Genomic DNA, 22,931 nt, shown 5'->3' with positions numbered 1-22,931 from the left:
CTCCAATAAGCGCGCAACCCTGCGCGATACGATAATGAACCGGAACGGCTATTCGTTCCGTAACTGATTTAAGTGTATGGATAGCCTTATCGAAAAGGCGTTAGACGACGTTCCATGGCCGATAGCATAACCATCGAATGGAATATTGTTTTCTCGCCTTAGTCTTTCAGGCTCTACAAGTGACCTCGGCCCGCATTGCGGCGCACCAAACTCCCCTGTCTTATTCAGTGCCGTATTCTGCCGGGTTGTCCCGATCTGCACGACACCTTCTTTCTGCGACCGTCGGATAATCTGATGAAAAATCCTGATAATCACAGTGATGAATTGGACAGCAATGGTGAATTAGTCAGCATTACTGTCCTAATAACGTATGACAGAATTCAAATTCGCTCACAAGATGGAAACGTGATTTTTTTAAGCCTATTGCGAAATAAAATATCGTATAACTTACATTAAACAATGTTTAGTTGCGCTACACACCAAATGCGTCAGTTTGGCACGGCTTTAAACTTAGACATCCCGCTAAAAAAAGAGACAGATACGGCCTGATTTTTAGCGCTTACAGACCTTACACCCGTTACCGAGTCCGGCTATAGACCTTTCAGAAAACTCATCAAGACGGTGGAGAACAACGTGCATTTTGCTTCAGACAATTGGGCAGGCGCCCACCCGAAAATTGCTGAGAGTCTTTCCCTTCATGCAAACGGATTTGCTGCGGCCTATGGTGCCAGCGAAATCGACAAACGCGTCGAACAGCGTTTCAACGAATTGTTCGAGCGTGAAGTCGCGGTCTTCTTTGTCGGCACAGGCACAGCCGCCAACTCCTTGGCGCTCGCCAGTGTCAATCGTCCCGGCGGCGTTTCACTTGTGCATCGTGAGGCCCATGTTATTGAAGATGAATGCGGCGCGCCGGAATATTTCACCGGCGGTGCGCGTCTGCATCCGATTGATGGCGCGATGGGTCGTATCGATCCTGAGCTTCTGAAACGCGAGCTCAAACGCTTTAATCCAGCTTTCGTGCATGCCGGTCAGCCAATGGCGGTCAGTATCACGCAGGCGACCGAAGTTGGCACGCTTTATCAGCCGGAACACATCTCGACGATTTCGGAAATCTGCCGCGGTGCAGGCTTGCCGCTGCATATGGATGGTGCCCGTTTTGCAAATGCGCTGGTGTCGCTCGATATGACGCCTGCAGAAATGACATGGAAGCAGGGCGTCGACATTGTTTCCTTTGGCGGTACGAAGAATGGTTGCTGGTGTGCGGAAGCGCTCGTCTTCATGGACCCTGCCCGCGCACGCGATTTACCGTTTATCCGCAAACGCGCCGCACAGCTTTTCTCAAAAACACGCTTCATTGCAGCGCAGTTTGATGCCTATCTGGCGGACGATCTTTGGATTGAACTGGCAAAGCATTCCAATGCGCTTTCCGCACGTCTCGCCCGTCACATCGATGCATCCAGTCAGATGCGTCTGGCTTGGAAGCCGGAAGCCAATGAAGTTTTCGCAATCATGAAACAATCAGTCTATGACCGCCTGCGTGACGCTGGCGCGATATTCTATGATTGGAACCCGCCGCATTCGGAAGTCAACCGCATCAGCGAAGGCGAAATCTTCGCGCGCTTTGTGACAAGCTTTGCCAATACGGAAGAAGAAGTCGATCAGTTTGGCAAGCTTATCGCCTAACAAAAAAAGCGGCGCTGAATGCGCCGCTTTCTTTATAGAATCTCAACAGAGATTAGTGGGCGGTTTTCGCCTCAATCTGCTGAGCATCGGCCGCAGAAGAATTGCTGACTTCGATCTTGCGCGGCTTCATCTGCTCAGGAATTTCGCGCTTAAGATCGATGTGGAGCAAACCATTTTTAAGGCTGGCGCCCGCAACTTCAACAAAGTCTGCGAGCTGGAAGCGGCGCTCGAAAGCACGCGAAGCAATGCCGCGATAAAGCACTTCACCGGTTTCAGAATCATCATTTTCGGCCTTCTGGCCCTTCACGGTCAACTGATTACGATGAGCTTCGATTTCGAGTTCGCTTTCAGAGAAGCCTGCAACAGCCATTGTGATGCGATAGGTGGTCTCACCGGTCCGCTCAATATTATAGGGCGGATAAGACTGTGAACCTTCTGGCGATGCAAGCGTGTCGAGCATCGAGGAGAAGAGACGATCAAAACCAACGGTGGAACGATAAAGTGGAGAAAAATCTACGTGACGCATGTTTAAGCCCTCCTTAAGAGCGACAAGAATGCACAATATTGGCGGCAGAACTCCCATTCTGGCGAATTCTTTGTGCCGGCGATCCCGTTCTCGGCGACCGCAAAACTTAATTGGGAATACCGCTTTTTCATTTCAAGACTGATTTTAACGTGTCTCGTATAAAATTCTCCCAGAGCCGCGTATGAGCACAGCCAATACAGTTACACGGCTTATCACTTGCCGTAACAACTCCTGATCGCTTGGACCCCGAAAATTGGGGGGTACGCCATCCAATGAACCCAAAATGAACATCATCTTTGGCGAGCGTTCAGATGCTTGGGGCTATTGTCCCACTATGCCCGCTGAGAAGTGGGTTCATCAAAGGATCACGGTTATGAAAAAAGCTTTTCTTGCTTTTGCCGCACTTGCCACCGTCGCAACCGGAATTGCGACCACGTCCCATGCAGCCGATAACGGCCTGCGTGTTCAGGTTCAATATTACGATGATGACGGTTATCGTCCACCCATGCCGCCACGCGGCGGACCCCGTCCGGGTTGGGACGGTCCAGATCGCGGATATGATAGAGGCCCGGGTCGCGGACCAGGCTGGGGCGACGGCTATGGACGTCCGGAAATTTTAGGCCCTCGCCAGATTGCGCGTTCACTGCAACGCCGGGGCTATGATGTTGGCGATATGCGCCGTGAACGCGGAGCTTATCTCGTCAAAGCAACCCGCCCGAATGGTCGCCGCGTAATCGTCGTTGTTGACGCGTTCAGCGGCCGCATCATTGATGAACGCCGCGTTGGTCGCGGCTGGTAACTTAGTCTGATTTTAAAAGATCAGTCTGTGTAACGTCCCTTGCACAGGCTGTATTCTGAACCGGAAGTTTGCTCGCAAACTTCCGGTTACTTTTTATAATTGTTTATCCGACTATACTGGTGTGTAATTTTAATTGGGGCCGCAGTTTGAATGCCAGAATTTCTTTTTGAAACCGACGCGAACCCAATTCCCGTGGGAGCGACATCAGGGCAATTTAAAGCCAAAGATGGCATTGATCTGCGTTACGCAATTCTTAAGTCAGAAGTGAGGCCCTCACGCGGAACAGTCATTCTGCTGCAAGGCCGCAACGAATTTATCGAAAAATACTTTGAAACGATGTCAGACCTCACTGCGCGTGGTTTCACCGTCGCGACAATGGACTGGCGCGGACAGGGGGGGTCTCAACGGCTTCTTAAAGATCGTATGCGCGGCTATGTGCGAAATTTCAGCGATTATACCGACGATCTCGATCAGTTTTTGACTGAAATAGTTCTCCCGGATTGTCCGCCCCCCTTCTATGTTCTGGCGCATTCAGCGGGTGCACTCATCACCTATTCGTCAATGCATAAGCTCACATCACGCGTGACCCGCATGGTTCTGTGTGCACCACTGATGGGGTTGCGCCCATTGCAATCCGGTGATGATAAAATGCGCCGCATGGCAACGGCCCTGCGCTGGCTTGGGTTGGGCCGAAAATATGCTGCTGGCGGGCGGATACGCGGCGAGCGGCAATTTGAAAACAATCCGCTCACCAGCGATCCAGTCCGCTTTGCACGCAATATGGAAGTTGTCCGCAACAATCCGAATCTGGCGTTGGGTGGCCCGACTATTCACTGGATCGGTAATGCTCTGCGCGCCGCATCGCGGATTCATCAACCCGACTTTTACGAAGGACCGACGGTGCCGGTCCTCATTATCGCCGCCGGTGCCGATACAGTCGTCTCGACTGCTGCCACAGAACGCCTCGCAGCGCGCACGCGTAACGTCTCACTCGTCGTTATTGATGGGGCGCGTCACGAACTGCTGCAAGAGGCCGACTTTTATCGAGAACAAACCCTTGCAGCATTCGACGCTTTCATTCCCGGAACATCGAAAATAGAAACGCAGCCAGATAGCCTGGAGCCTTCAAATCCTGACAAAAACTAATCAGCTGTTGAGCAGCTCAAGCACTGCGCTGTGTAATTCCGGCGAAGCGGCGGCAACAATATCGCCGCCCTTTTCCGCCGGACCACCGTCGCGCTGCGTGACAACGCCACCCGCCTGCTCGATAATCGGTATAAGCGCGACAATATCATAAGGTTGAAGGCCAGCTTCCACGACAAGATCAGCAAAGCCGCTGGCAAGCATGGCAAAAGCATAACAATCCACGCCGTAACGCGACAGACGCACCGCATTTTCCAGCTGGTCGAAGCCTTTGCGCAGATCGCCCTTGAAAAGCGCTGGCGTGGTGGTGAACATGGTCGCATCATCAAGCTTTGCCTGAGCGCGCACGGAAAGCCGACGTGGTTCGGCACCTTCACGGAGCAGATAAGACCCATTGGCATCGCCGTAAAAAAGCTCACCCGTGAACGGCTGGGACATCATGCCGGCCTTTGCATCGCCATCGACAGACAATCCGACCAGCGTTCCCCAAACCGGCAGGCCAGAAATGAATGCACGGGTTCCATCCACCGGATCAATAACCCAGACATGGCTGCGGTCGATATTTTCAGGGCCATATTCTTCGCCAAGAATACCATGGTCCGGAAACTCTCGGCCAATGACGGCACGAATCGCGCGCTCGGCTGCGCGGTCTGCTTCCGTTACCGGATCAAAGCCCGTGGTATATTTATTGTCGATTTCGTTGAACTGGCGAAATCTTGGCAAGGTTTCACGCGCTGCTACGCTCGCCACTTCGGAAAAAAATGCCTTATCGATCAGCAATCCTAAACTCCCGTTTTCATAAATTGATGCATTGATATGCATTCCTTGCTAATATTGCCTATAAATTGAGCTAGCTATTCTTAAGCTCAAAAAATATGCGCAAACTCTTGACCAAAAAGTCCTTGCCGCGTAGCTTAAAGGACAGACAGGCTGTCCTGTCGGTGCCTTTCGGGGCATTTCCTCCCTAGTCTTTGGCCGCGCTTCTTCATTGCAGCGCGGCTCTTTTTATGGAGAATACCGAGCTACTCTGCCGCCAGCGGTGGCACAACCAGAAGCTCATCCGGCAAAGAGGTAAGATCACTCAAGAATTGATAGAGATCTCCGCACAAGGCATCAAAACCAACCAGTTTCTGCAAAGTTTGCTCATTCATATAAATACTGCGATTGATCTCTATCTGAAGTGCATAGCAGGCTGCAGCAGGTCGCCCATAATGCTCGGTGATGAAACCACCTGCATAGGGTTTGTTATGCGCAACCGTATAACCAAGCCCTTGTAAAAGCTCAATGGCTGCCTGCGTGAGCTGTTCACCACAAGACCGACCAAAACGATCACCAATGATAAAATCGGGCCGCCCGGCAGTCTCTCCTGAACGCGTCCCACCCGGCATTGAGTGACAATCAATCAGAACGGAATAACCGAAGCGCTCATGAGTTTCCTTCAGCAATGCATCCAGCACGCGGTGATATGGCTTATAAAGCTGTTCAATCCGGTAAACTGCTTCTTCCAACGCAATGCGTCCGGGATAGATCAACTGCCCTTCAGCCACAAGACGCGGCACAGTCCCCAGGCCTCCGGCGACACGCGCTGACTGACTGTTCACAAAAGGTGGCAGCGGTTCAGCGAACATACGCGGATCAAGTTCGTAAGGCTCGCGGTTTACATCGAGAAATGCACGCGGAAAATGCGCCTTAAGCAATGGCGCGCCAAGACGTGGGGTGGTAGCAAACAGCTCATCAACGTAGCAATCTTCGGAATTCCGGATCGTCAGCGAATCGAGCCGCGATTCCTTTAGAAAAGACGCTGGATAAACGCGCCCGCTATGAGGTGAATTGAAAACGAACGGGATTCGCTGCTGCGCCGGCGCGCAGATCTCAAAAGGAGGAATCTGAGGAAAATCGCGTTCCAGACTCATATTCTCTACCTGTCCTGCCGCCTCTTAGTAACACGTGATAAGATAATTCGGCTTTCAAAGCAGCACCTTACACGAGTCTCACATTGACCAATATACATCATTTGAGACACCACGCCCCTCCCTCTGACAGGCGCTTCAAACGGTAAAAAGCTGTAACATAAAACAGCTTGTTGCCAAACAGCGGCCATAACAATTAACATTTAAGAGAAGATTCATTTCATATTTACCAAAAGAGCGTTTTCTATGGGAAACGCTGAGTCGTCGGCCATGCAGAAAGCTGCGCACGAACGACGTGAAATTCGGACGGACCAATGAAGAGAATTCTGTTAGCTGAAGACGACAACGATATGCGTCGCTTCCTCGTGAAAGCGTTGGAAAAAGCGGGCTATCACGTCACGCACTTCGACAATGGCGCCAGCGCATATGAAAGATTACGCGAAGAACCGTTTTCGCTGTTGCTAACTGACATCGTCATGCCTGAAATGGACGGCATCGAGCTTGCACGCCGCGCAACCGAAATTGATCCTGACCTTAAGATCATGTTCATCACAGGGTTCGCGGCAGTTGCACTGAATCCCGATTCTGATGCGCCGCGTGATGCCAAAGTGCTTTCCAAACCTTTCCACCTTCGCGATTTGGTGAACGAAATCGAAAAAATGCTGATTGCCGCCTGAGGCGACCAGCACGTTTTCCAACCTTTCATAAGTTATTCAACAAAAAGAACAAAAACTTCGAAAAAGGGCATTGACGGGCGCAGCACGATATGGTGTATGCGCCACATCGAATGGGCGTATAGCTCAGCGGGAGAGCACTACATTGACATTGTAGGGGTCACAGGTTCAATCCCTGTTACGCCCACCATTCGAACCCCTGATAAATCAATAGTTTAGAGACATTACGGCGATTGCCGTATGGCCTGTTGAAAACTTCTACTCACCAAATACTCACAAACGATGCAGGCTACTCATAGAGCTGGAGACTTAACTCACCAGTCTAGACCAAATTCGTCTGGCTAAGACGCTTTTCAGACAGTGAGTCGGCGTAGATGCATTAATCTCTTTGGGATATCCGAAGCGGACGCAGCCGGGACGCAAACAAAGCCTTGATACAAAACGGCAATCGGGAATGCCGGACGTGTAACGGACGCAGCGCGGACGCAAGGTGTTACAGAAACGTGACTGTAACGTTACGTCACGTGACGGTCGTTAAACGCCCGTTGAACGTTCGTTGGGATTATCTTTTGTTTTTCTTGAGAAAATTCGGCTGAAAAGTGGACTCGCCATCAGCAAATTAACGACTTGCAATAACCATGGTTTAGCCAAGCCAAATCAACTTCGTGCCAATCGGCGACGAGTTAACAGTGCGCCACTTGAGGGCAATTGCATACGAGTCAAGTCGGCCGACTTTCCCAAGGTGAAATGCGGAGCGGTTTCATGCGTTAGCCTGAAAAGGCCTTATTGATCCTTCAGGGAAGCGATATGCATAGCCAATGAGCTTTCTAAATCATCAAAAAATCATAGGAAATACTGGAATAATCGCAATGATGACGCACGCTCTTATTATCTCGCTACACGTAATTTCCGTCTTTGCAGGTGTCGCTGCCGCCATCTTGTGGTTTCGCTCAGCCGATATTGATATTCCAGACATAGCACCCACGAAACACCACAAGACTAAAGAAGGCAGCCTTTCAGACGAATGGGTTGAGCAGTTTTCGGCTAATTTAAAATTGCATCGCAAGCAATGGCTAAAATCTACGCGTTACAACAAGGCGGCAGCATCAGCAGCGGCAGCGGCGGCAATGGCTCAAGCAATTGTTTATCTGCTCAATCTTATCAACCTACTAGCTTAGTTGGAACAATTTGTAGGCCTACCCAAAAGTAGACGTAACCCGCCAATCGAAAAAATAAATCTGGCTCTAGCAACGGCGTGACTGTTTACTAAAATTATCCCGCTTGCCGGGGCCTTTGAAACCCTGTGGTTTCAAGGTAAGCAGCCCCGCGACGTTCGGAGACGTGCAGGGGCCCTTTTTTATGCAACGGAAAAGAACCAGATGGCCAGCACAATGAGCAGAACAGCGACTGCGGACCAAACTAGACGCCAGCCAACGCTATTAGTTGCCATAAATGCGGTTACCACGATTGAACCAGCCGCCAACATTGTAACAGGCCAATAGATCGACATGTAAAAAATGATGGCAACCCACCAAGAAATCGAAATCATGAGACGGATTTAGGCTACATCTTCCTTTTGCGCAATTGCTATGGTCAGGACCAATATTGTTAGCGTGCCGAAAATGTCACGCTATTGTCTCGGAACATATCATTGGCGTGGGTGTTTATTATGCGCAAACACCTATAGGAGTAATGCAATGAAGAAAGTTCTTATTGCTGCCGCTGCATTTGCAATGATTTCCGGAACTGCCCTTGCGCAGGAGCCACCTAAGCCGCCTGCCCCTCCCGAAGCTGGTGCACCGGGAACACCGCCACCACCTCCTCCACGCGGTGGACCGCACCGTGCCCCTGATAAGTCCGCACATATCCGCGTGGAAGATAAGGGGTATAAGGTTGACGTAAAGTGTGCAGAAGACCAGTCGACGATTGAGTGCGCCGAGGTTGTTTACAAACTTCTCGACCGCGTAGGTCCACCTAAGAAGTAAATTTGCAAGTCAAACCCCGCTTCGGTGGGGTTTTTTATTGCCCCCTTGACCATCAGGAGCACCTCTGCCAGCTTGCGGTAAATAATGGGAGCGGTTTTATGTCAAACATTCGGGAATTTCTTGAAAGCCGTATTGAAGCACTGAAAGCTAGTATAGAACGACACAACCAGCACCTTGAACTTATTCAACGTCTTCCAAATCCTGATGCAGATTTAAATACTGAAGAAGTCGAGGAGTATGAGCGCCGTCGTGACCTAGACCAAATGTTTCTCGACCGAAGAATTAATGAACTGGCTGCATTAGCTATAGGAAATTAAGACGCCTTTGCCAGCTTGCGGCAAACAAGAGGTTTATATGGGTCTTTTTATAAAGATCATCGGAATACTGGCATTAATTCCAGGATTGACGATTGCTGTTTTCGGTATTGCTACGACAGGCACTGACAGGCTTGTCCTCCTGTCTTGCGGCATAAGCTTATGCTTATCAGGCATGGTGATAATCTGCCTTGGCTTAATTATTGAGCACATTCACGATATGCGAGAAGCAAATGAGCGCCTCGTTAAGCTTCTGGACACGCGTTATTCGACCGAGAAGTCATAAGTTCAGTCAGTGGCGCATCGGCATTTCGAAAGAGTGGAAGCGGCCAGACTGAAATCAGTACGTTAGCTATGGCTAAAAAGTCAGCGCGAGTCCACTGAGAGGAAATCATGTTAAATCAGGTATTAAGTGTCTGTATTGACAATGTGTTTTCAGTGTGAGTCGGGTTGAAATCGGCAAAGGCAAATCGGTGCCGTATATTGTAAGAAATTGCTACTAAAGCATCATATTGACTACTCATCCAGTCTTTGCCACAGATTAGCAAGGGCAAAGGGGAGTTTCATGAATAAGCTTATTATCGCTGTGCTGGCTTTCAGCGCACTTTCCACCGCATGCGCAAAGCGTCCTGACGCAATTGTGCCAGTGGATATTCCAATGGCGGCGTACACAAACCTCAGCTGCCAAGCGCTTGCTAGCGAGCTGGTAAAAGAAAAGACAAAACTTGCAACCCTTTCCAAGCAGCAGAATGAAGCTGCAACTGGCGATGCCGTTGGCGTATTCCTGATCGGCGTTCCAGCATCGAGTACCCTTGGCGGTGACAAAGAAGGCGAAGTAGCTGTCTCTAAAGGCAAAGTGAACGCCATTGAAAGCGCTGAGAAAAGCAAGGGCTGCAAGTCATGATTAAGCAAGGACTTATAGCGGTGGGTGCCACGCTGCTTGTTTTTGGAGCTGCACACGCCCAGACTACACCACAGGAGTGCTCAGCAATTGGTGACAGCCTTCAACGCTTGACCTGCTTTGATAAGATTTTCCCCAAAGGTGAAAACCCGGCACAAGATGACAGCGCAGCAAAAGAGAGTGCTGCAAGCAATTGGGATATTTCAGAAGACCGTTCGCCCATTGACGATAGCTTACGGATCGCAGCATTCTTGCTGCCGAGGGATGCTGAAAAACAAATGCGCATACTCGGCGGTCCTTCACTTCTCCTGAGATGTAGGGACAATACGACTTCGGTTATTTACACCACAGGTCGGTTCAGTGCGAATGATCGCATCAAAATCACTTACCGTATCTCTGACACCGCGCCCAAGACAGAAACATGGGGATCGTCTACCGATCGACAAGCAATAGGCCTATGGGATGGAGCCAAGGCAGTCCCCTTCCTCAAACTTCTAAAAAACGGTGAGACATTAGCCATTCAAACTGAAAATCCTAATACAGAGGCTGTTTTTGACCTCGGCAACGTTGAAGAGGTCGTCAACAAAATATCAGACGCCTGCAATTGGAAATGAAATAACCCGCAAGGGGCAACGGGATAAGGGGATGGGGAATTATTAATATGCTGGCTTTGACATCCAAAGTTCCGCCATGCGGAACGCAGCTTCGAGTGAAGCGACCTTCCCTAAAATACTGATACCACCAGATGGCGCATCATTTGTTTCAAATAGAAACAGGCCACCAAATCCGAGGTGTTCTACACCTGCATCAATAACTGTTTGCTTCGCCAATTCTGCAATGTGAATGCTGCGATTTTCATCAAGAGCAACTGTAGCAAGGATTTCTTCCATGGCACGTACCCCTCGAGCTGCAATACCAGAACGCGTTGAACCAAGATTATCAGCAAACGATTTGGCGCTTTATATGGTTTCATCAGACACAGCCCGAATGGGTATTCTTCGCAGGGCTAAGAACCCTATTGCCCCGCCAATGATCCGCTATCGTGATGTGCGCCGCGCTATAACATCATATTTAACAGATGCAACGAGAAATTTGAACCATCTTGTATCTGCTGAGCAGATGTTTGACCAAAGGAGAGGTGATCTCTCCCTTTCAAACCTTGTGAGAAACGACGCAGAATTATCGATCGAAGTCTTGCACTCCCTTCAACGCATGCGAAATCAATTAAGCGGCTTCGACTTTCATCCGGCTCCGAATGAACAAGATAAATTAACTATATCTGGTGTCGAAATATCTGTCCGGGCAGATGTTCTCGTACATGGTTCACTGAGAGGTGAGCAGCAGATTGGAGCAGCAATATTGCGGATGACAGCAGACGATGCCACGACTGAATTAGCGCGCGAGCGACGCCGAAATATCGGCTTTTACGTGGCAACTCTCGCCAAAATGCATATAGATCAAAATATCATTTCAGACAGGACGCCTTCAAAGAGACTGTGTATGTCGATTGATATACAACACGGCGAGGTATTTACTGCTCCGGCTGCAAATACGCGTAGGACAAATGATCTCGAGAGTGCCTGCTCAATGATTGCTGCTATTTGGCCTTCGATTTAGCCTAAAACCAACCCCGCTTCGGCGGGGTTTTTCATGCGCGTTGCAAATCTGTCTTTGTCCTAATAGCGATTAAAAATGCGGGGTGTCGTCAGCAAGTACATCACCTCGTGTCAGTCCATCAATTCCAGCGATCGGGGCGTCAATAGAAACAGTCTTGAAGTAATTATATTGACGGTTGTATTCGGTGACTGATTTCTTCACCCATGCTGCAAGCTCATTGAAAGGCACCTTCCGATCGAGAATTTGCACCATAACGGAATTGATAACGTCCATTTGCGCAGCGGCCATGAGATAGCCGGGCACATGAACGCTGATAAGCTTGCACATTTCGGTGTGGTTAGCGCGCGCGAAATCTTGTGCCTTGATACGCTGATATTTTCGGCGGTCTTTTTCACGCATCGCGTCTGTGCGAACTTGTTTTTTGCCCAGCCGTCTGACCCGATCACGCGCATTTTTTTTATCGCAAATACTGCGATACAAATTTGGGTCTTCGATTTTGATTTTGGCCAACCGAGCTCGACTTGTTTCCCTCCTTTTTGTTTTGTATCGGCGGGACCATTTCTTCGCCTGCAGAGCGACAATCTCTTTACGTGCGGATCTGTTATCGCGCCGCTTTCTGTTGAATTCCGCTCGCAGGCGCAGCGCTTCTTCAAGAGCCTCCTCTGGCTCCATCTGCATAAGAGTTTGCAGTTTAGCCTTAGTGATCCATCTGGGAAGTATATCAGCTTTCCGCTTTTCCACCTCAGCGCCTCCTCTGATCAGAGACTCAGTTTTCGATACTGAACAATACACCTTCAAGTTAGTTTTTCTGATCACATTCACTTTCGAGATTGACTCTCTGCCCTCCATGAACAAAATAAGAACATCGATGGCGGTCGTGACAATCACAGATATACGGATGGCGTGTGTATCTGCTTTTTAATGGAGCAGTACAATGAATGCGGTTACGCAAGAAAATGAATATGACAATGAAATTGAGCTGGTCCTTGCCTATCACAAAGGCGATGTGCGGGCAGCAATTGAAGCGCTTCTGAAAGACCGCGACTTCCTGGTTAAAGAGATCGAGTACGCCAGCCTTGCAATGTCGATGGGTTTTGCTCGTGGCTGGAAGCCGACTGTGTTTACAAAATGAGCAGACCACGCGGCGAGCCACCAAAGACGCTCATCAACAAAGAATATCCTTTTCAGGTCGTGCTTTTCATGACCGATTGGCACCGGGAAAATCTTATCCAAATGTTGAATGACCGGACGCGTCTGGGTGGATATCACCTTTGGGGCGGTGCACGTCATGACATCAAATATTTCGAAATAGCTATGTTTCAGACGGAAGAAGGCCAGCAAGAGTTCATCAGGCTTTATGGCGGCGTTATACACGATCCATGGGACAAAAAATCTAAGCCGTGGGAAACATATTTTGAAAAATGCGATCAAAACCCCGCCACTTAGAAGCAATACCGCCTGAAACGCGTATCAAGGATATGGTGTCGTGGTATGAGCTGCATGGATATTGTTTTCTGTGCGGGCATATTGGACCAATTCAGCACAAGATCATTCTGCGCAAGTTTGGCACGCATACCTATTTTATCGAGCTTCACAAACGAATGCGCTGCACAGTTTGCAAATCAAAGGGTGAAAGTCAGTTTGGCGTTAGAAAAATTCCTCGATAGAACTATCCGCTATCGGGCTGGGTAGCTGGGCAGCTTCAATTCGCGCCCTATCCTCTCACGCTCAGGAGGACTGTATGTGCAACCTATATAATATCACCACGACACATGAGGCCATGCGCCGGCTGTTTCCGAAATTCGCAGACGTGACGAACCGTGTCGATCCTCAGCTGGACGTTTACCCAGATTATCCAGCACCTGTTTTGCGCAATCTCACGGATGGAGAGCATGAACTTGCATACCTTCGCTGGGGAATGCCCACGCCACCGATATATGTAAAGGGCGAGGCCGACTCAGGCGTCACGAACATTCGCAATCTCACCTCTCCCCATTGGCGGCGCTGGCAAGGCGTTGAAAGCCGTTGCGTAGTTCCGGCCACATCATTCTCTGAATATGGTCAAACGCCAGATCCGAAGACGAAGCGCAAGCCGCTGCACTGGTTCGCTCTGAATGAAGAAAAGCCGCTATTTGCGTTCGCTGGCATCTGGACGACATGGAAAGGCATCCGGAAGAAAAAGGAAGGACCAGTTGAAGTCGATATATTCGGCTTCCTGACCACCGAGCCTAACGCAGTCGTTAAGCCAGTCCATCCCAAAGCAATGCCAGTCATACTTAGAACAAAAGAGGAAATCGAAACTTGGCTACGCGCTCCGTGGGGTGAAGCGAAAGAAATGCAAACCCCTCTGCCAGACGCGGATTTAATCGACCTTTCATCGAATAACGACAATGAAGCTTCATTGTTCAAATAATATAAAGCCAACATTTTCTGGACTTGGTAGGAACCAAGAAGGTTTGGCTACGTTGATTCTCCATGCAGGGGCATAAACTCTAACGGAGAGAAAAATGCCAACTTCCAAAGAAAAGACACTCGACGATCTGTTCTACGATACACTCAAAGACATTTATTACGCGGAACGAAAAATCATTAAGGCATTGCCAAAGATGGCTAGGGCCGCTGTAGCGCCAGAACTAAAAGAAGCATTCGAAAAACATAAGGAACAAACTCAGGAGCATATCGAAAGGCTTCAGCAGGTTTTCGAACTGATCGGAAAACGCGCTCAAGGCAAAACTTGTGATGCTATTGAGGGAATTATCGCAGAAGGTGAAGAAATCATCGAGGAGTTTAAGGGCACAAAAGCCCTTGACGCTGGCCTCATCTCGTCTGCTCAGGCTGTCGAACACTACGAGATTACAAGATATGGAACGCTTAAACGCTGGGCCACGGAACTTGGACACAAGGATGTTGCGAAGCTACTTGACGCAACTTTGAAGGAAGAAGGTCAAACAGATCACGATTTGACAAAACTGGCAGAAACAAAAGTCAACCTTAAAGCTGCTTAATTCAACAACCCCACTTCGGTGGGGTTTTCTCTTTTAATGAAATTCAAGTGCGAGGAGACACAAGTGGATAGAAAAAAGAGCCCTTGGACAGATCCTGATTTGGCTCGTGAAGATCAATCGGCTGATCCTGCCCCCGTTGATCCCAAGGATCAAAACGAGAGGCCTACACACGAGCAGTCAAACTCACCCGGCAACCATGAAAAAAAACTTCCGAACGAGCCCTATATTGATAGATCTAACGATTAATATTGACTAAGTCACAAAAGGTAGAAGGCAATGTTGGGCCCAAAAGAGATAGGACCATATCCTGATCGCGAAATTGATTGCCAAGAGGCTGTTTCTGAGGGAGTTGCAGAACTCCTTGAACAGGCAACCTTAGAAGGGCGCTCTCCAAAAGAAGCAGAAGCGGTCATTGATGGAACAAGCATCCCCGGCGCAAGTAATCTCATTGAGGAAGCCGTTGAAGCGGGCTGGTCAGCAGATGAAGCAGCAGACGCCATAACGATTGTCTCAGAGGAAATTCGAAAAGGCGAGATAGGTGTCAATCCAACCGAATAGAATAAGCACTTATCTAATTGGTAGAAGCTGGCGGCACGGTTTGCTCGCTATTAGCTGGATCCTCTGGCTCGATCGCATTGCCGAATATTTCTATTCCAATCCAAACGACTGCCGCCGCAGCAAGACTGATCAACAATATAATGAGAACTGGCTTGCCTTCTTTACCCTGCCGCGCCTCGGTGGGGTTTAACTTTTTCACGATATATTCCTCCTGCCAGAACAAAGCTATATAGAAGGCGAACCTTTGATGGGCGAATAAGTTCCGTGTGAGAAGTTAAATAAAAGCTCATATCTCCCCTCTGTCACTTGCATTTTACCAACTTAACTCGTCAATGCCTCTTCGTCTGTCCTGCTTGGATATTCTTCCAATTAAAGCGGAACCATTGGCTCATCTGAAGGTTAAGCCCACATACTCTTATTGAAAGCAGGCCCATGCCTAAGCACCGAGACTTGTTAAGCGCTGCTAAGAAGTTAAAATCGGTGAAAGGCTCTCATCTGAATGAGACAAGCCGAGCCATTGGCATAGCTATTGCCGAATTAAATAACATAAGAGATGCGCGACGAGAGAAATTTGACGAGCTTTTACTAGCGCTAGATCGTGCATCAAATGTATCGGGGTGATAAGTTGCATATCCAATGCTAATTTATTTCTTATCCTGCGCCAGCACTGCTAGTACCTGATCGAGACGCTTGTTTGTCTCCTTGGCGCTGTCGCGGGTTTCGTCTTTTAGTTCCTTCATGCCCTCACGTAATTGGCTGACATGACCATCCAGATCGACACGGCGCACATAATCATCGCGTGTCCGATTAATTCTCTCGTGCAAAGCATCGTCGCCGGATTTCATTGATGCTGACAGAGATCGGAATGCAGCGATCAATACCCCGCCAAAGAAAATGCAGAGGGTAATAGATGTCCCGATCAGCCACTTAATATCATCGCCCATTACCAGCCACATACTTTCCGCCCGTAGGCATTATGTCCTGCAATCCCCTGCCCTGCTTTCAAATCACTGCCAGCCAGATAGAGCGCGGTGTCAGGCTTAAGGCTTATCTGCTTCCAACCCGCGCAGTTTGTCGCATTGCTCGCGCACCCCGCCAAGCTGCTTGCACAAAGCAACAGCATCCATGTTGATAACTTCCTCATCTATATCCGCCCTCTTTTGGATTGCCTTTGCGGTTGCTTCTGCTGCGGCCAATGCTGACCGCTGACGCTCTTTGATCGTTCCGGCCACATATCCTGCAGCCAGACACAAAAATGCCGCCAGAACAGCGGCGGCGGTTATCTTCAACCAGTTGGGGATTAAGGCCCAGATCATGACAAATCGGCCTGTAGCTCTTTAACGGCTTTGAACAAATCCCGACGTCGCTTAATGCCGTAGATTGCAAAACCGATGATTGCTGCACTAAAAACAAGCTGCACACGCCAATCCAGCCCGCCAAGAAATGAACCAACGCCGCTGACTGCCGACATGATTGCAGCCCCTGCCCACGTCCATACTGTCTTACTGTGCGATGGCTTGGTGCCAAGCTCACCCGGATCAGCAACAACCGGCACCTGTTCTACGATAACCTCTGCGGCTGGCTGGACAACTCCAGCAGTCTTCACCTTGTTCAGAACGGCTTCAATTTTTGCAGGGGTAACAAGCGCCTTATTCAGCGGATCGCCAGTGTAATAGCTCTGGCCGCGTGTCAGATCACGGTGCGCACCCTTGGTTGCGGCCAGCACCGGGAAAGATGCCCACTCCTGCGCGAGACGTTTGCCAAACTCTGTCCGGCTGATCTTGCCAGAGATGAAATCATGATACCCGCGACGGATAAGCAGGTGATAGCCGAGGCGATCCTGCAAATCAGGGTCAAACACCTGCGTACCGCGCAAACCAAGCTCCCGCGAAAGATCCTGCAAAGTTGCTCGCATGAACTGGTAACGCCCCGACGCCGACGATTTGAAGCGCTTCGTAAAAGAAGCCTGTGCGTCAATTAGTTCGCCAAGCGTCATGCTTGTGATCTGCTTTGGCAACTTCCCCTGATTGTGACCATAGATCACGTCATAAGATGCGCGGCCTGTGCTTCCGACTTCCGTCTGTGCAATAAAGTCGAGCAAAAGCGCCGCGCCAGCTGGTACGGTTCTGTCCATTGTGTTTTCCTATGTTTAAATTTTGTGAAGACGGTGCTTGAATTTAAAACTTGATGATATAAGACATGTTTTAATTGGCGGGTACTATGGGGTTGTTATGTATTGGTTTAATGTCGGGCTGACGTCTTTAACGTTAGCGATTGTTGCACCAGCAGTAGTTATAATGATTATGGATATGCGTAATCGCAGCTAATAAACCCGCATCTTCACGGATGAGGGTTTTCTATTGCCTCAATCAAGAGGCGGGTATCGCCAAGATGCATATTCATTGTCTTTTCCTATTTTTGTGAGATGATCGATGTGCGACGGTGAGGTGTGACCATCAATCTGGCGCGGCCCCGGTTTGCACCCCCGTGCTGCCGGGGTTTTCTTTTAATTGACGCCTAATACTAAAGTTGCGTCTGCAAGCCTTAATCGCTCTGGTAGCATTGACAATGCACTTTACAGGCGGGGGTTCGCTTGGGTGAGTGCAGCCCCAGATCGCCCGCCAGCATCTGGGGTATACTTTTGAAAAGTGCGACAGTTACACCCACTTGTGACCACTACCGCACTCGAATATTGATGCCACGGTTAGGGGTTACGTGGGAGCGTGCATGAATATTTTAGAAAACATACAACCTGAGTTTTGGCTCTTGGGTTCAGCATTTTTTGCTTTTGCTTTAGCTAGTTATCTCATGTGGCGCTTGCCAAGATAATTCCATTTCGGCAAAAAAACCGCCTTGCGGCGGTGCGGTCTATCGTTTGGATTTGCTTCGAACGATGTCCATCATTTCCCGCTCTTCATCCTCGGTAGCCTTGAATTGCATCGTTGCACAAGCGCTAAGGACAGCCCCACGCAACGCCGTGTGGCCCTGCTCCCGGAAATAACGAACGGCTCTATCCGCTGTCTCCCTGAATTGATTGCGCCGACCAAAATAATTCATAGCGGCCACTCAAACACCGGCAGTTCAGCCAAGAAGTCAGCAACACTCGGCTGCTCACGTTCACCCTTTTGAACCTTATCCAGTTCAGCTAATGCATAAAGCCATACAGCATCACGCCATGCGACGAATACTTGCGCTTCCTTCGCCCATTCTGGAATTGTCGAGTTGACGTAGCTCGCCAAGGTTGCGCCGCTGTCGTATTGGCGCGCTTGCGCTTTATTATCGATCATCGACTGGATTTCAAGGCGGTAAATATTCACAGCAGACGCCAGCGCCGCTGCCTTCTTCATATCTGACGTAACCAGAAGTGCTTTATTTACCGGCATTTTCGACCTCCACAAATCGACCTACAGGCAAGGAGACTGCGCCGTCCTGCACAATAGAAACTGGTGCCGGGTATGTTACAGAAACCGGCGCATCGGGATTTTGATATGGAAGTAGCACGGTGATTTTGATTTCACCGCCAATGCGTGTCACGCCACCGATGACAAAATCATTTTCAATTGCTTCTGCGGGATACTCCCCACCCTCTGGTAGTTCTGAAAAGTCCAGAGCATCGCCGTTGATTATTAAGACATCACCCGCTTTTGACACAAGAAGATGTTCTTCCGATATTTGAGGGGAAAAAGTTATCTTGAACATCAATAAAATCCTATTGCAACAAGATGACCATACAGTTTCGCAGATGCACCGGGGTTAGCAGCGGACGCAATCTTATTGAAGCCAACAGAAACTGACGAAAAGTTTGCGGAAATAGTTGAGAAGCTTATTGCACCCCAATCACCTTGACCAAGCGTACTATCAGCAGTCCAAGACGCCTCACCCGTAGCCCCTCTTGCAGACCCTAAAAAGGCGACGTTATAGCTGTTAAACGCGGCGGGAAAGGTCCACGATCCATACAGCTGGTATGTTCTGACGCCATCAAACACAAATTGCCGATTGAAGCAGACCTGAAGGCGATTGGCGAACCGAAAGTAGAAACCGTTCGCATTATTTCCAGTCTCCATAAGCGCATTATTGGCGGCAGAAACGGTACCCACGATAGGGCGACTTGCAACACTTCCAGACCCAGTCATGACGGGTATGTTACCGTTGGTGCCAGTAAGAGCGAGCATTGCCCTACCCAAAGCCGTAAGATCAAACGTCCCCGCCGTACCTGCACCCGTGAACATGATGCCTTTGTCGGCAGCACTGGTAAGACCGGCGATGGATTGCAGATTACCATTGCCGAGCAATTCGATCAGAGTGGTAGTCTGCGCAGTGACGCGCGCACCGTCTGGCAGATAACGAGCGCGGTAGGTCGCATTCGTGAGTGTTGTCCCTGTCCACGGCGCGGTAAGTGTTAGCGACGTATTACTGTTCACACTTGCAATGACGGCGGTCAGGTTTTGGATTTGAAGCGTGTCGCCAGCTTTGAATGCCGCCACCTGGAATAATGTTCCAGTGCCAGTAACAGTTGTTGATCCGTTGGCAAGCGAAATCGTGCCGCTGACATAATCAGGCAATACGGCCATGTGTTACCTCCCCGCGCTCTTCGCACGGTAAGTTTAAATTGAGATTTAGTTTTCGAGATTTAAGAGAAGCGCTGATTAGCGCTTCCAAACGAGGCTTTTTATGTAAGACGTGTTGTTGACAGTAACATCGCCTGATGAGGCGCTGTCATCGTAGCCCTTCCTAGCAACATACGTATTGCTTCCTACGACTGCTGACGCATCAATTGCCATTGAAGAAATCGTAAATGCTTGTGAGGAGACCCCACTTGGTTTTGTGACTACAAATGCTTTTAGTTCAACGCCCGAAGTTGTATTTACAAGCCTTATAGTCGCAGAGGTTGTGCTGGCGGTAATTCCAGAAATAGTCCCGTTACATGACCAGTCTAAAAGACCTGTGTTAGCCTGAGGGGAGCTAACAACAAGTGTTCCCATGATATGCTGATTGCTCGGAAATGCCCCTGAATAGTATACCTGTTTGCTTTCTGTGACGGCATTGAAGTCGAGATTGCTTGTTCCCACAATCAGATTGTTGATCACAGCATTCTGAATTTGCGCCCACTCGATCGAGACATTAACGATCTTCGCCCAGTCCATGACGAAGCCTTCGCCATACATGACGTTGTTCTGAATAACGAAAGGGTGAAAAAACTCCGTGCCGTTTGTGAAAACAATCTGCGCAGCCATCAACGCTATGCGAGCCTGTGTACTGTTGACGTCCAGAAACAGCCCGGCGCTCTTCCAGTCACCAACCGTCCCGCCTTCAACCTGCATACCGATACGAGAATTCCAGCCAGAAGGAGCGACAGAACTTGCCATTCGGAAAGTGGCATTCGCGCTAACATTATTGACGGCAGTCGTCAGGCTGGTGATTGCATTGGTCTGGGCCTCAACTTCATCCTCCACGCCATCAACACGAGCCTGTAAAAGCTGTGTAATGCTCGCGCCGGTATTATCCCACAGTTGCGCGTTGATAAGGGTTAGTTGCTGACCAATCGCACTGTTTGGGCCAGTTGCGACCAGAATTTCTTCTTGCCATTGCGCCTTTGCATCATTGAACGTGCTTGTGAGCTGACGGCTCAGACGCTGAATATCCGAATAGTTGGTATTGTGATTATCAGACGTTCTTGTCGCTAGTTCTTCCGCTTGGCGGATGATTTCGCGCATCTGTGGGCCGATCCAGCCCAGATAGCCTTTGAGGTCTTCAGCAAGCCCCTTGTAATCAATCGGGTTCTGTTCACTTTGGGCATTTAAAGTTCGCACCTTAACAGCCGCAGACCAAACGACAGGACGAGTTCCTGCTGCAACGCGCAATCGATACCGTACCCACCAATCCGAAACACTGGTCAGACCGTTCACAATTTGAAAAACGGTCACATCACGCGTTACATAATTACTGAACAGCTGTGACGGGTCATTGTCGGGCCAATACTGAATATCAACGCCTTCCACAGTCGTATCAATGATAGCATCCCAAAAGAGCCGAATACCCGGATGCTCCCGACCATCTGCCCCCACAACCTTATTCGGAATAGCGTTGAAGTTTGAGAGTTGCGCCTGATAATCCGGTTGACCGCTTGGGATCGGAATTGGCGGGTTAGTTTCGTAAGCTGTTGGGTCAAAGATGCCGTCGCCGACTTCCTGCCATGAGATCGAAACATCGCGAACGCTGTCACTACCCATGGCACCGAGAGACTTGGACTGGATCTGAAACTTAACCGTTCGGTTATAACGATCAGAAACCCACTGCACCCACTGCCCAACCTGAAGCGACAGAAACTTCGGGTGTATCGTGAAGCTGCCATTGGCCTGATAGCGCGATGCACGAATAGCGATATCCGCTAAACGGTCGCCCACACGATGATCTGTAACAGCCGTATAATCGACCTTGGATGCAAGCCGCTCACGATCTTGCGCAAGCGCCAGTACATCAATTCGGGTTGTCAGTGACGTAGTTTCATAAAACAGATCAGGACTGACATATGAAGCCGCAACTGTGTTCACCAGTTCCGTGCGGGTGCGTGAGAACGACAGCTGGAACGACTTTTCCCATGCGATATCATCGTCAGTGATTGTCGCAACAACCGCTTGATTTGCACCAACGAGCGGATATTCACCTGATACGGCTTCAATCCACGAACCGGCACACGCTTCGCGCAGCGGGGTCATGTTGCTGTCATGCGTTACGCCATCACCAGATACCGCAATCAGAGCAGCCGTATAACGCTTGCTGCCATCTGGCATAATTTCATCGCAGATATTCATCGCGGTGAACCATTCAGACAAAGGCAGACGGCTTGCTGCTACACCGCGACCGACAATCTTTTCAGTGCCGTTAAACAAGCCTAGTTCAAGGTTCCACATCATCACGGCGGGGTTGTTGCTGAACTCCCAAGTGCTTTGATCATTAAGACGATGCGGACCTGATCCCCCCAATGAACTATCCTTGCGGGGATCATGCAGCGGAGCGCCGCGCACTTCGAACATAAGGCTTGGAACAGATGTGAGGTTGTCCACGTCCGTCATGGTCGTGACGATTGCATAGCACTCACCGGCACCACGATGCGCTGAGGTCCAACGTCCAGCCGGATTAGCATAAGCGATCAATGCAGGGTCAGCAGTCTGGTCGAGGGTCCCCTGATAGAAGCGCACAAAGCATTGACCGCCATCCTTTACACCGAGGATACGCTGGCCATAGCCGCCTTGCGCACCTGTGGGCTTAAATCGTTGCTCATGACGATGCTCCCTTTGGCTTTGCATCCTTGAACATGTCATCACCACCGGCATGCAAACGGCTAAGCAGAAATCCCAGATCATGATTGATATCTGCGCTGAAAGACTCGCCGTGAAGTTGCGACATCAAGAAAGACAAATCCTCAGCTGCTTCCTGAATGGTGCGAGCGATGGCTTCCCCATCTTGGACTGATTGTCCGAAGCAAGCGGAAAGACGCTTATCGTTTGTCGCGCTCATTTTGCACCTGCCGTTTCCAAGCCAACCAGCACATCAGCTACCAACTGATCGGCGTGCTTCAGTACCTTCCCAAGGTGAGCCGGAACCGTTTTGCTGAACTTTCCGTCATCGTCCTCAATAAGATGCGCGGCGGCGCGGCAGACATTGAGCAGCGCGGACAAAGTCAGACTTGTTTCATACGCTGCATTGATTTTGGCTTGCCGACTAGACGAGCCTTCGGCGTTATTCGGAATGTTCCCGCTTTGGCCGTCTGGAACTTTGGGCGCAGTTGTGCTATTCAACGACATGTTGATTTCTT

Annotated in this window: 30 protein-coding genes and 1 tRNA gene; 16 read left to right on the top strand and 15 right to left on the bottom strand. The window is 49.6% G+C overall.

The features are described from left to right. Positions 1 to 633 precede the first annotated feature (633 nt). Complete coding sequence (locus U2P60_RS02935; protein ID WP_313829114.1) at positions 634 to 1,683, top strand: low specificity L-threonine aldolase; 1,050 nt, start codon at positions 634 to 636, stop codon at positions 1,681 to 1,683. Positions 1,684 to 1,735: 52 nt separating this feature from the next. Here U2P60_RS02935 and U2P60_RS02930 read toward each other — a convergent pair whose 3' ends face one another. Next, on the bottom strand, positions 1,736 to 2,209 hold the full coding sequence (locus tag U2P60_RS02930; RefSeq protein WP_313829113.1) for an Hsp20 family protein: 474 nt from the start codon (positions 2,207 to 2,209) through the stop codon (positions 1,736 to 1,738). A gap of 373 nt (positions 2,210 to 2,582) precedes the next feature. On the opposite strand from U2P60_RS02930, the gene U2P60_RS02925 reads away from it, so the two are divergent. Both U2P60_RS02925 and U2P60_RS02920 read left to right on the top strand, forming a co-directional pair. Then, positions 2,583 to 3,008: an antifreeze protein gene (locus U2P60_RS02925; RefSeq protein WP_413571179.1), complete on the top strand. Its 426-nt coding sequence runs from the start codon at positions 2,583 to 2,585 to the stop codon at positions 3,006 to 3,008. A 150-nt stretch (positions 3,009 to 3,158) separates the two neighbouring features. Continuing rightward, positions 3,159 to 4,154: an alpha/beta fold hydrolase gene (locus U2P60_RS02920; RefSeq protein WP_413571177.1), complete on the top strand. Its 996-nt coding sequence runs from the start codon at positions 3,159 to 3,161 to the stop codon at positions 4,152 to 4,154. Here U2P60_RS02920 and hisN read toward each other — a convergent pair whose 3' ends face one another. Beyond that, entirely contained in the window at positions 4,155 to 4,931 is a 777-nt protein-coding gene (hisN, locus tag U2P60_RS02915) for a histidinol-phosphatase (protein WP_413571175.1), read from the bottom strand. It abuts the gene before it with no gap. Positions 4,932 to 5,173: 242 nt separating this feature from the next. Beyond that, positions 5,174 to 6,064, bottom strand: coding sequence for an N-formylglutamate amidohydrolase (locus U2P60_RS02910; RefSeq protein ID WP_413571173.1), 891 nt, complete (start codon positions 6,062 to 6,064; stop codon positions 5,174 to 5,176). A 311-nt stretch (positions 6,065 to 6,375) separates the two neighbouring features. Here U2P60_RS02910 and cpdR point away from each other — a divergent pair, with 311 nt between their 5' ends. The 7 genes from cpdR to U2P60_RS02875 all read left to right on the top strand — a co-directional run bounded on the left by cpdR (position 6,376) and on the right by U2P60_RS02875 (position 10,549). Then, complete coding sequence (cpdR, locus tag U2P60_RS02905; RefSeq protein ID WP_007877205.1) at positions 6,376 to 6,738, top strand: cell cycle two-component system response regulator CpdR; 363 nt, start codon at positions 6,376 to 6,378, stop codon at positions 6,736 to 6,738. 112 nt (positions 6,739 to 6,850) lie between these two features. Then, positions 6,851 to 6,925, top strand: a tRNA-Val gene (locus tag U2P60_RS02900). Positions 6,926 to 7,553: 628 nt separating this feature from the next. Continuing rightward, the gene (locus tag U2P60_RS02895) at positions 7,554 to 7,913 is read left to right on the top strand and encodes a hypothetical protein (protein ID WP_413571171.1); all 360 of its coding nucleotides are present in this window, start codon (positions 7,554 to 7,556) and stop codon (positions 7,911 to 7,913) included. 519 nt (positions 7,914 to 8,432) lie between these two features. Further along, positions 8,433 to 8,720: a hypothetical protein gene (locus U2P60_RS02890; protein ID WP_413571169.1), complete on the top strand. Its 288-nt coding sequence runs from the start codon at positions 8,433 to 8,435 to the stop codon at positions 8,718 to 8,720. Positions 8,721 to 8,722: 2 nt separating this feature from the next. Continuing rightward, positions 8,723 to 9,037, top strand: coding sequence for a hypothetical protein (locus tag U2P60_RS02885; protein WP_413571167.1), 315 nt, complete (start codon positions 8,723 to 8,725; stop codon positions 9,035 to 9,037). A 562-nt stretch (positions 9,038 to 9,599) separates the two neighbouring features. Next, positions 9,600 to 9,938: a hypothetical protein gene (locus tag U2P60_RS02880; protein WP_413571166.1), complete on the top strand. Its 339-nt coding sequence runs from the start codon at positions 9,600 to 9,602 to the stop codon at positions 9,936 to 9,938. Continuing rightward, entirely contained in the window at positions 9,935 to 10,549 is a 615-nt protein-coding gene (locus U2P60_RS02875) for a type VI secretion system-associated protein TagO (RefSeq protein ID WP_413571164.1), read from the top strand. Before U2P60_RS02880 ends, U2P60_RS02875 begins: the two co-directional genes overlap by 4 nt. A gap of 42 nt (positions 10,550 to 10,591) precedes the next feature. Here U2P60_RS02875 and U2P60_RS02870 read toward each other — a convergent pair whose 3' ends face one another. Next, on the bottom strand, positions 10,592 to 10,825 hold the full coding sequence (locus tag U2P60_RS02870; RefSeq protein WP_413571162.1) for a hypothetical protein: 234 nt from the start codon (positions 10,823 to 10,825) through the stop codon (positions 10,592 to 10,594). Here U2P60_RS02870 and U2P60_RS02865 point away from each other — a divergent pair. Beyond that, entirely contained in the window at positions 10,824 to 11,552 is a 729-nt protein-coding gene (locus U2P60_RS02865) for a hypothetical protein (RefSeq protein ID WP_413571161.1), read from the top strand. The genes U2P60_RS02870 and U2P60_RS02865 overlap by 2 nt on opposite strands. 69 nt (positions 11,553 to 11,621) lie before the next feature. Here the strand turns inward: U2P60_RS02865 and U2P60_RS02860 are convergent, their stop codons facing one another. Then, positions 11,622 to 12,293, bottom strand: coding sequence for a hypothetical protein (locus U2P60_RS02860; RefSeq protein WP_413571159.1), 672 nt, complete (start codon positions 12,291 to 12,293; stop codon positions 11,622 to 11,624). Between the two features lie 193 nt (positions 12,294 to 12,486). Between U2P60_RS02860 and U2P60_RS02855 the strand changes: the two genes are divergently transcribed. The 5 genes from U2P60_RS02855 to U2P60_RS02835 all read left to right on the top strand — a co-directional run bounded on the left by U2P60_RS02855 (position 12,487) and on the right by U2P60_RS02835 (position 15,115). After that, on the top strand, positions 12,487 to 12,684 hold the full coding sequence (locus tag U2P60_RS02855; RefSeq protein WP_310012123.1) for a hypothetical protein: 198 nt from the start codon (positions 12,487 to 12,489) through the stop codon (positions 12,682 to 12,684). Between the two features lie 68 nt (positions 12,685 to 12,752). Then, positions 12,753 to 12,998 carry a hypothetical protein gene (locus U2P60_RS02850; protein ID WP_413571158.1) on the top strand — a complete coding sequence of 82 codons (246 nt, stop codon included), beginning with the start codon at positions 12,753 to 12,755 and terminating at the stop codon, positions 12,996 to 12,998. Positions 12,999 to 13,293: 295 nt separating this feature from the next. Continuing rightward, entirely contained in the window at positions 13,294 to 13,965 is a 672-nt protein-coding gene (locus U2P60_RS02845; RefSeq protein WP_413571157.1) for an SOS response-associated peptidase, read from the top strand. Between the two features lie 94 nt (positions 13,966 to 14,059). Beyond that, positions 14,060 to 14,557 (top strand): ferritin-like domain-containing protein, encoded by a 498-nt coding sequence (locus U2P60_RS02840; RefSeq protein WP_413571155.1) that lies wholly within the window; start codon positions 14,060 to 14,062, stop codon positions 14,555 to 14,557. A 276-nt stretch (positions 14,558 to 14,833) separates the two neighbouring features. After that, complete coding sequence (locus tag U2P60_RS02835) at positions 14,834 to 15,115, top strand: hypothetical protein (protein WP_413571154.1); 282 nt, start codon at positions 14,834 to 14,836, stop codon at positions 15,113 to 15,115. 13 nt (positions 15,116 to 15,128) lie between these two features. On the opposite strand, the gene U2P60_RS02830 is transcribed toward U2P60_RS02835, so the two are convergent. The 10 genes from U2P60_RS02830 to U2P60_RS02785 form a co-directional block, all read right to left on the bottom strand. Next, on the bottom strand, positions 15,129 to 15,314 hold the full coding sequence (locus U2P60_RS02830; RefSeq protein ID WP_413571153.1) for a hypothetical protein: 186 nt from the start codon (positions 15,312 to 15,314) through the stop codon (positions 15,129 to 15,131). A gap of 445 nt (positions 15,315 to 15,759) precedes the next feature. Continuing rightward, on the bottom strand, positions 15,760 to 16,071 hold the full coding sequence (locus tag U2P60_RS02825) for a hypothetical protein (protein WP_413571152.1): 312 nt from the start codon (positions 16,069 to 16,071) through the stop codon (positions 15,760 to 15,762). A gap of 84 nt (positions 16,072 to 16,155) precedes the next feature. Next, positions 16,156 to 16,431, bottom strand: coding sequence for a hypothetical protein (locus tag U2P60_RS02820; protein ID WP_413572025.1), 276 nt, complete (start codon positions 16,429 to 16,431; stop codon positions 16,156 to 16,158). Beyond that, entirely contained in the window at positions 16,428 to 17,249 is an 822-nt protein-coding gene (locus U2P60_RS02815) for a hypothetical protein (RefSeq protein WP_413571151.1), read from the bottom strand. The genes U2P60_RS02820 and U2P60_RS02815 overlap by 4 nt, the downstream gene beginning before the upstream one ends. A gap of 919 nt (positions 17,250 to 18,168) precedes the next feature. Further along, positions 18,169 to 18,498: a hypothetical protein gene (locus U2P60_RS02810; protein WP_413571150.1), complete on the bottom strand. Its 330-nt coding sequence runs from the start codon at positions 18,496 to 18,498 to the stop codon at positions 18,169 to 18,171. Continuing rightward, a complete protein-coding gene (locus tag U2P60_RS02805) occupies positions 18,485 to 18,814 on the bottom strand; it encodes a hypothetical protein (protein ID WP_413571149.1) in 330 nt (109 codons plus the stop codon). The genes U2P60_RS02810 and U2P60_RS02805 overlap by 14 nt, the downstream gene beginning before the upstream one ends. After that, the gene (locus U2P60_RS02800) at positions 18,814 to 19,686 is read right to left on the bottom strand and encodes a hypothetical protein (protein WP_413571148.1); all 873 of its coding nucleotides are present in this window, start codon (positions 19,684 to 19,686) and stop codon (positions 18,814 to 18,816) included. The genes U2P60_RS02805 and U2P60_RS02800 overlap by 1 nt, the downstream gene beginning before the upstream one ends. A 75-nt stretch (positions 19,687 to 19,761) precedes the next feature. Next, complete coding sequence (locus tag U2P60_RS02795; RefSeq protein ID WP_413571147.1) at positions 19,762 to 22,422, bottom strand: phage tail protein; 2,661 nt, start codon at positions 22,420 to 22,422, stop codon at positions 19,762 to 19,764. Beyond that, positions 22,394 to 22,633 (bottom strand): hypothetical protein, encoded by a 240-nt coding sequence (locus U2P60_RS02790; protein WP_413571146.1) that lies wholly within the window; start codon positions 22,631 to 22,633, stop codon positions 22,394 to 22,396. The genes U2P60_RS02795 and U2P60_RS02790 overlap by 29 nt, the downstream gene beginning before the upstream one ends. After that, positions 22,630 to 22,920 (bottom strand): hypothetical protein, encoded by a 291-nt coding sequence (locus U2P60_RS02785; RefSeq protein ID WP_413571145.1) that lies wholly within the window; start codon positions 22,918 to 22,920, stop codon positions 22,630 to 22,632. Before U2P60_RS02785 ends, U2P60_RS02790 begins: the two co-directional genes overlap by 4 nt. Positions 22,921 to 22,931 lie beyond the last annotated feature (11 nt).

It is taken from the genome of Brucella sp. H1_1004, assembly GCF_047308065.1.
Taxonomy (GTDB): Bacteria; Pseudomonadota; Alphaproteobacteria; order Rhizobiales; family Rhizobiaceae; genus Brucella; species Brucella pseudogrignonensis_B.
This window is presented reverse-complemented; position numbering and strand designations above follow the sequence as displayed.